Source organism: Mesorhizobium sp. P2_B11 (assembly GCF_056404855.1).
In genome coordinates, this window is sequence record NZ_JBFUDF010000001.1 from 352,137 (window position 1) to 364,662 (window position 12,526).

Sequence of the window (12,526 nt, forward strand, 5' to 3'; positions counted from 1 at the left end):
AGCCGCCGGATGGACTTGAACACGATTGAAACGCACGACATTGGCGCCGTGGCTGAACAGCCGGCAGAGCGCTCCACGGCTGCCAAAAAGGTCTTCGTCAAGACCTATGGCTGCCAGATGAATGTCTATGATTCCCAGCGCATGACCGATGCGCTGGCCGCCGACGGCTATACCGCGACCGACGCCATTGCCGAGGCCGATCTGGTGCTGCTCAACACCTGCCACATCAGGGAGAAGGCGGCGGAAAAAGTCTATTCCGAGCTTGGCCGCATCCGCGACATGAAGGCCGAACGCGCGGCAGCCGGGCGCGAAATGCTGATCGGCGTCGCCGGCTGCGTCGCGCAGGCCGAAGGCGCGGAAATCATCCGCCGTTCGCCTGCCGTCGACCTCGTCATCGGCCCGCAGACCTATCACCGGTTGCCCGACGTGCTGGCGAGGGTGCGCGGCGGCGAGAAGATCGTCGAGACCGAATACGCCATCGAGGACAAGTTCGAGCACCTGCCGCAGCCGAAGCGCGCCGAGGTGATCAAGCGCGGCGTCACCGCTTTCCTCACCGTGCAGGAAGGCTGCGACAAGTTCTGCACCTTCTGTGTCGTGCCCTATACCAGGGGCTCGGAAGTGTCGCGGCCGGTGGCGCAGATCGTCGCTGAAGCCGAGCGCCTGGCCGAGGCCGGCGTGCGCGAGGTGACGCTGCTTGGCCAGAACGTCAACGCCTGGCACGGCAAGGGCGACGACGGCACGGAATGGGGCCTTGGCCGCCTGCTGTTCCGGCTGGCCGAAATCCCCGGCCTGGCGCGGCTGCGCTACACCACCAGCCATCCGCGCGACATGGACGACGAATTGATCGCCGCCCATCGCGATCTGCCGGCCTTGATGCCTTATCTGCATCTGCCGGTGCAGTCGGGGTCCGACCGCATCCTCAAGGCAATGAACCGCAGGCACACGGCAAGCAACTATCTGGCGCTGCTCGAGCGCATCCGCGCCGCCCGCGGCGATATCGCGCTGTCTGGCGATTTCATCGTCGGCTTTCCTGGCGAGACCGAAGCCGATTTCGAGGCGACGATGGAACTGGTGCGCCAGGTCAACTACGCCTCGGCTTTCTCGTTCAAATATTCGCCGCGCCCCGGCACGCCTGGCGCCGATATGCCCGATCACGTGCCGGAAGCGGTCAAGGATGAGCGCTTGCAGCGGCTGCAGGCGCTGCTCTTGAAACAACAGCAGGATTTCGGCCTGAGCCTGGTCGGAACCACCATCGATACGCTGATCGAGAAGCCCGGCCGTCAGGCTGGCCAGAAGGTCGGCCGCTCGCCCTGGCTGCAGCCGGTTATTGTTGATGAAAAGGCCGGCGAAATCGGTGACATTATCCGGGTGCGAATCACGAAGACGGGCTACAATAGCCTGTTCGCCGAACTGGCCTGATGGCCTCGGCAGATGAGGAGAGACGGTTGAGCGCTGCTGAAGTGAAGACTCTGCCCCAGAACCAGACGTCCGGGGCCTCTGACATGGCGCACATCGTTCTGACTTTCGACAACAACAAGCTTGCCAGCGCCCTGTACGGCCAGTTCGACGAGAACCTGGCGAGGCTCGAGCAGAAGCTCGGCGTCGACATCCGCTCGCGCGGCAACCAGTTGACCATCAAAGGTTCGGCCTCGGCGGCCGAGCAGGCGCGCCGCGCGCTCGACAATCTCTATGGCATTCTCCAGAAAGGCACCGATATCGGCCAGTCCGACGTCGATGGCGCCGTGCGCATGGCGATCGCCGCCGACGACCAGCTGACGCTGCCGACGCTGGAGCGCAAGGGCAAGGTTTCGGCCGCGCAGATATCCACCCGCAAGAAGACCATCTATGCCCGTTCGCTCAACCAGGACGCCTATATGCGGGCGCTGGAGCGCTCGGAACTGGTGTTCGGCATCGGCCCTGCCGGTACCGGCAAGACCTATCTGGCGGTGGCGCATGCGGCGATGCTGCTTGAACGCGGCATGGTGGAACGCATCATCCTGTCGCGCCCGGCGGTCGAGGCCGGCGAGCGGCTGGGCTTCCTGCCCGGCGACATGAAGGAAAAGGTCGATCCGTATCTGCGGCCGCTCTACGACGCGCTCTACGACATGATGCCGGCCGACAAGGTCGAGCGCGCCATTGCCGCCGAGGTCATCGAAATCGCGCCGCTCGCCTTCATGCGCGGCCGCACGCTGGCCCATGCCGCCGTCATCCTCGACGAGGCGCAGAACACCACGCCGATGCAGATGAAGATGTTTTTGACCCGGCTCGGCGAGAATTCGCGCATGATCGTCACCGGCGATCCGACGCAGATCGATCTGCCTCCGAGCACCAAATCCGGCCTGGTCGAGGCCTTGCGTGTGCTTGACGGCGTGGCCGGCGCGGTAACCGTGCGCTTCAACGATGTCGACGTCGTGCGCCATCCCTTGGTGGCGGAAATCGTCAGGGCCTATGACCGCGACGCCAAGCTGGCGCGCGGCCTCGGCGCCGAAAACTGATCATGACGATGCGGGCTCATGCCTGAAGGCATAAAAACCGGCGGCGGGGATTTTTCGGTCCCCGTCGAGATCGATCTGTCAGTCGAGGCCGGCGATTGGCCCGGCGAGGCGGCGCTGACGCTGCTTGTCGATCGCGCCGTGTCGGCTGCCTTTGCCGAAACCGCTGCTGCCGGCCCGTCCGAGCTCAGCATCGTTTTTTCCGACGATGCCCATATCCGCACCCTCAATGCCGGCTGGCGCGGCAAGGACAAGGCCACCAACGTCTTGTCTTTCCCGGCTTTTCCGTTCCCCAAGGGTGGAAAATTACCGCCGATGCTGGGCGACATCGTGCTCGCTGCCGAGACGGTGGCGCGCGAAGCGACCCTGGAAGAGAAGCCCTTCGAGAACCATATCACCCATCTCGTCATCCACGGCCTGCTGCATCTGCTGGGCTACGATCACGAGACCGATGCAGAGGCCGAGGAGATGGAAGCCATCGAGCGCGCAGCGCTTGCAAGGCTTGCCATTCCCGATCCCTACACGTAATGACAAAAGACCAATTGACCGGACGACGATGAACGACAAACCAGAAACTGCCGCCCGCCCCGAGGCTGGCAGTGCGACCAAGCCTTCCGATACGACGGAAGAGGGATCGAGTCCGAGTACCATCACCGGCAGCCCCGCTTCTGGTAGCCCCGTTTCTGGTGGGATTGCCAGCGAGCCATCGCCTGCCGGTCCCTCCCTGTTCGACCGTGTTTTAGGCCTTTTCCGGCAGCGCAACGGCACCAGCCTGCGCGAGGAAATCGCCGGCGCGCTTGCCGAAACGACCAGCGATGCCGAGTCTTTTTCGCCCGGCGAACGCGCCATGCTCAACAACATCCTGCGCCTGCGCGAAGTACGCGTCGAGGATGTCATGGTGCCGCGCGCCGACATCGAGGCGGTCGAGATCACCACGACGCTGGGCGATTTGCTCGGCCTGTTCGAGCAGTCCGGCCATTCCCGCATGCCGGTCTATTCCGAGACGCTCGACGACCCGCGCGGCATGGTTCACATCCGTGACGTGTTGGCCCACATCACCAAGGTCGCCCGGGTCAAGAAGGGCAGAACATCAAGGAAGACGCCGGCAACGACGCTTCTCGACCTCGCCCAGGTCGATCTTGGCCGCACCATTGGCGACCTCAATCTGATCCGTCCGGTGCTGTTCGTACCGCCCTCCATGCTTGCCTCCGACCTGATGGGCCGGATGCAGACGACGCGCACCCAGATGGCGCTGGTCATCGACGAGTATGGCGGCACCGATGGTCTCGCCTCGCTGGAAGACATCGTCGAAATGGTTGTCGGCGATATCGAGGACGAACATGACGAAGACGAACCGCTGATCACCCAGACCGGCGAGGGCGTCTTCGTCGTCGACGGCAAGGCCGAGATCGACGAGGTCGCCAAGATGATCGGCGAGGATTTCACCGCCGGCGAGCATGGCGAATATGTCGACACCATTGGCGGCATGATCTTCAACACGCTCGGCCGCGTGCCGGCGCGCGGCGAAGTCGTGCAGGCGATACCCGGCTTCGAATTCCACGTGCTCGACGCCGATCCGCGCCGCGTCAAGCGCGTGCGCATCGTTCAGAACCAGAAAGGCGAGCGCCGCCGCCGCGCAACCGCCCGCACCGAGCAGGCCTGATTTCGCTCCGCATGACGGTCGAAGACCCGTTCAAACACGCCACGTTCGGTTCCGGGGTTTTCTACAGGGACCCCAGGGCAGCGCTGGTCTGGCTTGAAGCCGCTTTCGGTTTCGCGCCGAGCATGGTGGTCGGCGACGCAGACGGAAAGCTGGTCCATGCCGAAATGCGTTTCGGCGACGGTTACATCATCATTGATTCCGAATGGGCAGATCACGTCGCCAGCCCGGCTTCGGTCGGCGGCAAGAACACCCAGTCGGTCTGTGTGCGTCTGAAAGACGGCCTGGACGCGCATTGCGAACGGGCGAGGGCGGCTGGCGCCGATATCGTCGAAGAGCCGGCCGACCATTTCTACGGCGAGCGGCAATACCGCGCCCGCGACCCCGAAGGCCATGTCTGGACCTTTACCCAGACCATCCGTGTCGTTCCGCGCGAGGAGGCTGAGCAGCTGAGCGGCTTCAGCATAGAAGGCTGGCACCGGTAACGCAGGGATTGGCCGGTTCGCAGCGAGTCGCATTTCAATAAATCTGATAAATCTTGGCTCCTGATTCGCACGACCTGGGAAGTCTGCATGGAGCGCCTGGCCGGCCGGATAATTCTGCTTTGGGGCTGGCGGCGTGCGCTGGTGGCGTTTCTCGCCGGCGCGCTGGCGGTGCTCGCCCAGGCGCCTTACGATTTCTTCGCCGTCTGTTTCGTCTCGTTTCCGCTGCTGGTCTGGCTGCTCGACGGCGCCACCGGCGAGGCGTCCGACAGCTGGCTCCGGCGCCTGCGGCCGGCCTTTGCCATCGGCTGGTGGTTCGGCTTCGGCTATTTCCTCGCTGGCCTGTGGTGGATCGGCGAAGCGCTTCTGGTCGAGGCCGACAGTTTCGCCTGGGCCTTGCCCTTCGCGGTCGTCGGCATTCCTTTGGCATTGGCGTTTTTCTACGGCTTCGCCACCGTCGTCGCCCGGCTGTTATGGACCAACGACATTGGCCGTATCGCCGCCCTCGCCTTTGGTTTTGGTCTGACCGAATGGCTGCGCGGCTTCCTGTTCACTGGCTTTCCCTGGAATGCCGTCGGCTATGCGGCGATGCCGGTGCCGCTGTTGATGCAGAGCGTGTCGGTGACCGGCATGATCGGCATGAACGCGCTGGCGGTCTTTGTCTTTGCCATGCCGGCTCTGCTCGCCGCGCGCCGGCATCTGCGCCTCGGACTGGTGTTGCTTGCCGCTCTCGTCGCCGCCCATGTCGGCTTCGGCTATTTCAGGCTGGCGACCCCCGACAAGCCGGCGACGCACAATCTCGATGTCCGCATCGTGCAGCCGGATGTCGATCTCAGCGAGAAGTGGGACGCGTCGGTGCGCGACCGCATCTTCGCCACCATGATGGGCCTGTCGGCCGCAGCGCCGGATCCCGGTCACAACAAGCCGCAGCTGATCTTGTGGCCGGAAACGTCGGTGCCGTTTCTGTTCACCGAGCGCCCTGATGCGCTGACCGCGCTCGGCGACATGCTGCAGCCCGGGCAGATGCTGATTGCCGGCGTCGTGCGCGAGGAGAGCGGATCAGGGGCCGAGACCGGCAGCCGCTATTACAATTCCGTGGTGGCGATCAACGACAAGGGTGAGATTGCCGACGCCGTCGACAAGGTCCATCTGGTGCCCTTCGGCGAGTACCTGCCGTTTTCCGGTCTGCTCAGCCGCTTCGGCATCGAACAATTGGTCGCCGGGCCGATGAATTTTGCTGCCGGCAATGAACGCCACCCGATTGCCTTGCCCGCCGGCATCAGCGCCTTGCCGTTTATTTGCTACGAGGTGATCTTTCCCGATTTGGTGGCAGTTGACGCTACGTCATCCCAGCTTATTGTGAATGTCACAAACGACGCCTGGTTCGGCGACACGCCCGGGCCGTACCAGCATTTCAGGCAGGCACAGATTCGCGCGGTGGAAAATGGATTGCCCCTGTTGCGCGCAGCCAACAACGGCATTTCGGCCGTTGTCGATACGCGCGGGCGCATCGTTGACGCCCTGGCGGTCGATGCGCGCGGCGCCATCGACGTGCGGGTACCCATCTCCGGCCAGGCTTTCATCTCCGCCGCTCAACGGCGCATTAACGGAATGCTGATCATGTTCCTGTTTGCCGCAATCGCCTTTGGATTGAACGTAAGGCAACGGCTACGGGTGAATTGACAGTCGACACATTAGAAACTCATACTGTTATCGCCTAATTTTCTCGAAGTCGGTTGGTGTTTCTGTTGGGGCAGGTGGCTCCGGCTTCGTTTGGGCGAGAAAAATAGAAAAGGCCGGAAAAATTCGGCGAGGAAAAAATGACAGAAGAAAACAAGAAGAAACCGAATCCGATCGACATCCATGTTGGAAGTCGCGTCCGGCTTCGGCGCAATATGCTTGGAATGAGCCAGGAAAAGCTGGGTGAAAATCTCGGTATTACGTTTCAGCAGATCCAAAAATATGAAAAGGGAACGAATCGCGTCGGCGCCAGCCGTCTGCAGGCAATAGCCTCGATACTCAGCGTGCCTGTCGCCTTCTTTTTCGAGGATGCGCCAGGGCAGGAGCCGTTGGGTAACAGAGGATTTGCCGAGGACGCCTCGATGGCTTTCGCCGTCGAATTCTGCGGCAGTCCGGAAGGACTTCAGCTCAACCGCGCCTTCGTCAAGATAGCGGATGTGAAGGTGCGCCGCCGGATCATCGATCTGGTGAAGTCCCTTTCTGCCGAAGATGCCGAGTGATCCCCCGTGGGTCTATCGACCACCAGGTCGATTGACCCGTTGGCCACAGTAGCCCCATGGCTCGACTGCCGGCGGCATGTGCCGCCGGTGGTACAAGATATATTGCTGCGACATTCATGCCAGAACTGCGGCACCGCTTGACGAGCGGCGCCCGGCACCGTTAACACGTGGCGCGCCAAAATCGGCAGCCCTGCCGATCGTTTTTTCAAGAGGGGACACCCGTGACGCGGCAGAACTACTTCTTCACCTCGGAATCCGTTGCCGAGGGTCATCCCGACAAAGTCTGTGACCGCATCTCCGACGAGATCGTCGATCTGGTCTATCGCGAGGCCAAGAAGACCGGCATGGACCCCTGGAAAGTCCGCGTCGCCTGCGAAACGCTGGCCACGACCAACCGTGTCGTCATCGCCGGCGAGGTCCGGGTTCCCGAGACGCTGCTGAAGAAAGACAAGCAAGGCAACATCCTGATGGATGCCGCCGGCCACCCGGTCGTCAACCCGGCCAAGTTCAAGTCGGTCGCCCGCAAGGCGATTCGCGAAATCGGCTACGAGCAGGCCGGCTTCCACTGGAAGACGGCAAAGATCGAAGTTCTGCTGCACGGCCAGTCGCCCGACATCGGCCAGGGCGTCGACAACGCCGCCGACCGTCAGGGCGAAGAAGGAGCCGGCGACCAGGGCATCATGTTCGGCTATGCTTGCCGCGAGACGCCGGACCTGATGCCGGCGCCGATTTACTACAGCCATAAGATCCTCGAACTGCTCGCCGCCGCCCGCCACGAAAACAATGGCGAGGCCGGCAAGCTCGGTCCTGACGCCAAGAGCCAGGTCACCGTTCGCTATATCGACGGCAAGGCCGCTGAAGCGACGCAGATCGTGCTCTCGACCCAGCATCTCGACTCGTCCTGGGATTCCAAGAAGGTCCGCAAGGTCGTCGAACCTTACATCCGCGAGGCGCTCGGCGACCTCAAGATCGCCGACGACTGCATGTGGTACATCAACCCGACCGGCAAGTTCGTCATCGGCGGGCCGGATGGCGACGCCGGCCTGACCGGCCGCAAGATCATCGTCGACACCTATGGTGGTGCTGCCCCGCATGGCGGCGGCGCCTTCTCCGGCAAGGACACCACCAAGGTCGACCGTTCCGCCGCCTATGCGGCGCGCTACCTCGCCAAGAACGTCGTGGCGGCCAAGCTTGCCGACCGTTGCACCATCCAGCTGTCCTACGCCATCGGCGTCGCCCAGCCGCTGTCGGTCTATGTCGACCTGCACGGCACCGGCAAGGTCGATGAGGCCAAGCTCGAGGATGCGCTGCGCACCGTGATGGACCTGTCGCCGTCCGGCATCCGCAGGCATCTCGACCTCAACAAGCCGATCTACGCCAAGACGTCGTCCTATGGCCATTTCGGCCGCAAGGCCGGCCGTGACGGGTCTTTCTCCTGGGAGAAGACCGATCTGGCCAAGGCGCTCAAGGACGCGGTTGCCGCTTAGGCCATGGAACCAAAGGAAAGGCGGAGCCGGGCGACCGAAGGGTTCTTCGGTCGCCGGCATGGCAAGACCATTCGCCCGCTGCAGGCGGCGGCGCTGGAAAGCGGTCTTGGCGCCTATGGCCTCGACCTCTCCGCACAAGCGCCTGCGGATTTGCGCACGCTGTTTACAGCGGATGTTTCGACGGTTCGGCTGGAAATCGGCTTCGGCGGTGGCGAGCATCTGCTGCACCGGGCCATGGAAGCCCCGGCGACCGGCTTCATCGGCGTCGAGCCGTTCGTCAACGGCATGGCCAAGCTGATGATGGCGGTGCGGGAAAAGCCGCTCGCCAATCTTCGCGTCCATAACGACGACGCCACGCGCCTGCTCGACTGGTTGCCGCAGGCCTCACTCGATGGCATCGATCTGCTCTATCCCGATCCATGGCCGAAGAAAAAGCACTGGAAGCGCCGCTTCGTGGGCCCGCTCAACCTCGATCGGTTCGCGCGCGTCCTGAAGCCCGGCGGAAAATTCCGCTTCGCGTCCGACATCGACACCTATGTGAACTGGACCTTGTTGCACTGCCGGGCGCATGGCGCGCTCCTATGGCAGGCTGAGGACGCGGCCGACTGGCATCGGCCCTATGAGGGCTGGCCGGGCACACGCTACGAGGCAAAAGCCATTCGCGAGGGCCGGCGGCCGGCCTATCTCACCTTCATCAGGAAATAGTCCGATGCGGGACCAGCGGTCCCGGCATCGTGGTCCGCTGCGGATTTAGAAACGGCCGATCTTGTCGAACGCGGTCGGGTCCATGCCGAGCCGGCGCAAATCATTGGCGCGCGGCTTGCGGCCGGCTTCGACGGCCCGCGAGGCGGCAACGGCGCTGCCGAACAGGGCAAAAGCGTCGCCTATGGCGGAAAACACAGTACGGTTGTTCATTGGCTTGACCTTTCGCGCGCCACCGCGCGCCATCTCTTCTTGTGCAGTGCAACATAGATAGGGACGCGGCGTCTGAAATCACAGGGCCGTTACCGCATAGGCGGCATGCGCCTCGCGCAATGCAAATTGTCCATAGCAATTGACGAACCGGACTGGTTCAATCACATTCTATGTGAACCATATTGGTTCCAAAATAACCGGAAGAGAGGCGCCGATGGCTGCTTTTACGATAAGGCTGTCTGATGAGACGGCGGCCAAGCTTGACCACTTGGCGGGTAAAGTTGACCGCTCCCGCTCCTACGTCGCGGCGCAGGCGATCGAAGACTATGTTGCCAGGGAAGAATGGCAACTTGCAGAGATCGAGGCCGGGCTGAGCGAGGCCGACCGCGGCGAATTTGCAAGCGAAAAAGAGTTAGCCGACGTGGTGGCGAAATACGTCAAGCCGTCTCTTGGCCGATGAGCCGGGTCCGCTGGACGATCCGCGCGCTGCGGCGACTCGACCAGATCGGTGCCTTTATAGAACAGGATAACCCCTACGCTGCCGCTCGGGTCGTTGCCCGCATCGTTTCTGCGGCGGACAATCTTGCCGGGCAGCCGGCGATGGGACGCGTAGGGCGGATAAGAGGCACGCGGGAGCTTGTGTTGACCGATATCCCGTACCTCATTCCGTATCGGGTGGTCGGCCGCGAGATCGAGATCATCACAGTTATGCATGCGTCCCAGAAATGGCCGCGGCAGCTGTAAGCGGCGGCCGTCACGGTCAGCACTGGCATCGAGGCTTGAAACACCGGCCGGGATCGTCTATATCAGCGTCAAATTCTTGGTCGGTATGACGAAGAGTGGGTCCACCCGGTCCCGCTCTTTTTTATTACCTGCCGGTCAGCATCAGAGCATGATCCCGAAAAGTGGTCCCCGGTTTTCGGATAAGGTCATGCTCCAGCAAAGCAACGACAGGAACCGCATGACTGCAACGGCAAGCGAAGCCGACGACCGCATCATCCGCGAAAGCGGCATCGATGCGCGCATCGCGCTGATCGTTCAGCCGGTGTTGCGCGGCATCGGTTTCCGCCTCGTGCGGGTGCATCTGTCGGGCCAGAACGGCCTGACGCTGCAGATCATGGCCGAACGCGAGGACGGCACCATGACCGTCGAGGATTGCGAAGAGGTCAGCCGCGCTGTGTCGCCGGCGCTCGACGTCGACGATCCGATCGAAAAGGCCTATCATCTCGAAGTGTCGTCGCCGGGCATCGACCGGCCGCTGGTCCGCAAGTCGGATTTCGTCACCTGGACCGGCCATCTGGTGAAGATGGAAACCTCGGTGCTGGTCGCCGACCGCAAGCGCTTCAAGGGCAAGATCGCTGAAGCCGGCGAAGACGACGTGCTGATCGAGCGCGACAAGGCCGCCTATGGCGAGGAGCCGACGGTGCGCGTTCCCTATGACGCGATCGCCGATGTGCGGCTGATCCTCACCGACGACCTCATCCGCGACGCCCTGTCGAAGGACAACCGGGCGCGCAAGGAAGCCAAGAAACGCCGCGGCGAGCCGGAAGACGATGTTTCCGAAGACGCCACGGAAGAACACGAACAGGAATAACGATTGAGCTGCCGGGCCAAGGTCCGGCACCCAGTTCGGGAGATAAAGACATGGTTGTAAGCGCCAACAGACTTGAACTACTGCAGATCGCCGACGCGGTCGCGCGTGAAAAGTCGATCGACAAGTCGATCGTCATCGCCGCCATGGCCGATGCGATCCAGAAGGCCGCGCGCTCGCGCTACGGCCAGGAAACCAACATCCGCGCCGACATCAACGCCAACACCGGCGAGATGAAGCTGCAGCGGCTGATGGAAGTGGTCGAGAAGGTCGACGACTATGCCACCCAGATCGCCATTTCCTCGGCCCGCGAGCGCAACCCCGACGCCCAGCTCGGCGACTTCATCGCCGAACAGCTGCCGCCGATGGATTTCGGCCGTATCGCCGCCCAGTCGGCCAAGCAGGTCATCGTGCAGAAGGTGCGCGAAGCCGAGCGTGACCGCCAGTATGACGAATACAAGGACCGCATCGGCGAGATCGTCAACGGCACCGTCAAGCGCGTCGAGTATGGAAACGTCATCGTCGATCTCGGCCGTGGCGAGGCGATCATCCGCCGCGACGAGCTGATCCCGCGCGAAAACTACAAGTATGGCGACCGCGTCCGCGCCTATGTCTACGACGTGCGCCGCGAACAGCGCGGCCCGCAGATCTTCTTGTCGCGCACCCATCCGCAGTTCATGGCCAAGCTCTTCACCATGGAAGTGCCGGAAATCTACGACGGCATCATCGAGATCAAGTCGGTCGCCCGCGATCCGGGCTCGCGCGCCAAGATCGCCGTCATTTCGCGTGACAGCTCGATCGATCCGGTCGGCGCCTGCGTCGGTATGCGCGGCAGCCGCGTCCAGGCGGTGGTCGGCGAATTGCAGGGCGAAAAGATCGACATCATTCCGTGGTCGCCTTCGGCCGCCTCCTTCATCGTCAACGCGCTGCAGCCGGCGGAAGTCGCCAAGGTCGTGCTCGACGAGGATGCCGAGCGCATCGAGGTTGTGGTTCCCGACGACCAGCTGTCGCTGGCCATCGGCCGCCGCGGTCAGAACGTGCGTCTTGCCTCGCAGCTCACCGGCTGGGACATCGACATCCTGACCGAGGCCGAGGAATCCGAGCGCCGCCAGAAGGAATTCGTCGAACGTTCGTCGCTGTTCATGGAAGCCCTCGATGTCGACGAGATGGTCGGCCAGGTGCTGGCCTCGGAAGGCTTCACCAGCGTCGAGGAAGTTGCCTATGTCGACTCGGGCGAAATCGCCTCGATCGACGGCTTCGACGAAGACACCGCTTCGGAAATCCAGACCCGCGCCCGCGAATATCTGGAGAAGATCGAAGCCGAGCATGACGAGAAGCGCAAGGCGCTGGGCGTCACCGACGAGCTGCGCGAAATCCCCGGCGTCACCACCGCCATGATGGTGACGCTCGGCGAGGACGGCGTGAAGACGATCGAGGACTTCGCCGGCTATGCCGCCGACGACCTCACCGGCTGGAAGGAACGCAAGGACGGCGAGACCAAGGTCTATCCGGGCGTGCTCGCCAGTCACGGCGTTTCGCGCACTGACGCCGAGCAGATGGTTCTGGCAGCCCGCCTCAAGGCCGGCTGGATCACCGAAGACGAGCTTGCAGCCGAACAGGTCCCGGCTGACGAAGCTGTTGGTGCGTGAGGTGAAACCG

General features: G+C 62.9%; 14 protein-coding genes. 13 read left to right on the forward strand and 1 reads right to left on the reverse strand.

The features are described 5' to 3' along the window. The first annotated feature begins 9 nt into the window (after nt 1-9). From miaB to trmB, 9 genes are all read left to right on the forward strand, one after another. On the forward strand, nt 10-1,419 hold the full coding sequence (gene miaB, locus AC1DYJ_RS01570) for a tRNA (N6-isopentenyl adenosine(37)-C2)-methylthiotransferase MiaB (protein ID WP_477279380.1): 1,410 nt from the start codon (nt 10-12) through the stop codon (nt 1,417-1,419). An 83-nt stretch (nt 1,420-1,502) separates the two neighbouring features. Next, the gene (locus tag AC1DYJ_RS01575; RefSeq protein WP_235984004.1) at nt 1,503-2,495 is read left to right on the forward strand and encodes a PhoH family protein; all 993 of its coding nucleotides are present in this window, start codon (nt 1,503-1,505) and stop codon (nt 2,493-2,495) included. A gap of 18 nt (nt 2,496-2,513) precedes the next feature. Next, entirely contained in the window at nt 2,514-3,020 is a 507-nt protein-coding gene (gene ybeY / locus AC1DYJ_RS01580; protein ID WP_477279382.1) for an rRNA maturation RNase YbeY, read from the forward strand. Between the two features lie 28 nt (nt 3,021-3,048). Next, on the forward strand, nt 3,049-4,155 hold the full coding sequence (locus tag AC1DYJ_RS01585; protein ID WP_477279384.1) for a hemolysin family protein: 1,107 nt from the start codon (nt 3,049-3,051) through the stop codon (nt 4,153-4,155). A gap of 11 nt (nt 4,156-4,166) precedes the next feature. Beyond that, nucleotides 4,167-4,637: a VOC family protein gene (locus AC1DYJ_RS01590; RefSeq protein WP_477279386.1), complete on the forward strand. Its 471-nt coding sequence runs from the start codon at nt 4,167-4,169 to the stop codon at nt 4,635-4,637. Between the two features lie 87 nt (nt 4,638-4,724). Then, entirely contained in the window at nt 4,725-6,317 is a 1,593-nt protein-coding gene (gene lnt, locus AC1DYJ_RS01595) for an apolipoprotein N-acyltransferase (RefSeq protein ID WP_477279388.1), read from the forward strand. Nucleotides 6,318-6,454: 137 nt separating this feature from the next. Next, nucleotides 6,455-6,874: a helix-turn-helix domain-containing protein gene (locus AC1DYJ_RS01600; protein ID WP_477279390.1), complete on the forward strand. Its 420-nt coding sequence runs from the start codon at nt 6,455-6,457 to the stop codon at nt 6,872-6,874. A 221-nt stretch (nt 6,875-7,095) separates the two neighbouring features. Next, nucleotides 7,096-8,361, forward strand: a complete 1,266-nt coding sequence (gene metK, locus AC1DYJ_RS01605) for a methionine adenosyltransferase (RefSeq protein WP_477279392.1) — start codon at nt 7,096-7,098, stop codon at nt 8,359-8,361. Between the two features lie 3 nt (nt 8,362-8,364). Continuing rightward, entirely contained in the window at nt 8,365-9,066 is a 702-nt protein-coding gene (gene trmB, locus AC1DYJ_RS01610) for a tRNA (guanine(46)-N(7))-methyltransferase TrmB (RefSeq protein WP_477279394.1), read from the forward strand. 45 nt (nt 9,067-9,111) lie between these two features. Here the strand turns inward: trmB and AC1DYJ_RS01615 are convergent, their stop codons facing one another. Continuing rightward, the gene (locus AC1DYJ_RS01615) at nt 9,112-9,276 is read right to left on the reverse strand and encodes a hypothetical protein (RefSeq protein WP_436246063.1); all 165 of its coding nucleotides are present in this window, start codon (nt 9,274-9,276) and stop codon (nt 9,112-9,114) included. Between the two features lie 214 nt (nt 9,277-9,490). Between AC1DYJ_RS01615 and AC1DYJ_RS01620 the strand changes: the two genes are divergently transcribed. From AC1DYJ_RS01620 to nusA, 4 genes are all read left to right on the forward strand, one after another. Further along, entirely contained in the window at nt 9,491-9,736 is a 246-nt protein-coding gene (locus AC1DYJ_RS01620) for a CopG family ribbon-helix-helix protein (protein WP_477279396.1), read from the forward strand. Next, nucleotides 9,733-10,020, forward strand: a complete 288-nt coding sequence (locus AC1DYJ_RS01625) for a type II toxin-antitoxin system RelE/ParE family toxin (protein WP_477279398.1) — start codon at nt 9,733-9,735, stop codon at nt 10,018-10,020. The genes AC1DYJ_RS01620 and AC1DYJ_RS01625 overlap by 4 nt, the downstream gene beginning before the upstream one ends. 217 nt (nt 10,021-10,237) lie before the next feature. Then, a complete protein-coding gene (gene rimP, locus AC1DYJ_RS01630) occupies nt 10,238-10,870 on the forward strand; it encodes a ribosome maturation factor RimP (protein WP_477280190.1) in 633 nt (210 codons plus the stop codon). A gap of 50 nt (nt 10,871-10,920) precedes the next feature. After that, nucleotides 10,921-12,516, forward strand: coding sequence for a transcription termination factor NusA (gene nusA, locus AC1DYJ_RS01635; protein ID WP_477279400.1), 1,596 nt, complete (start codon nt 10,921-10,923; stop codon nt 12,514-12,516). The last annotated feature ends 10 nt before the right edge of the window (nt 12,517-12,526 follow it).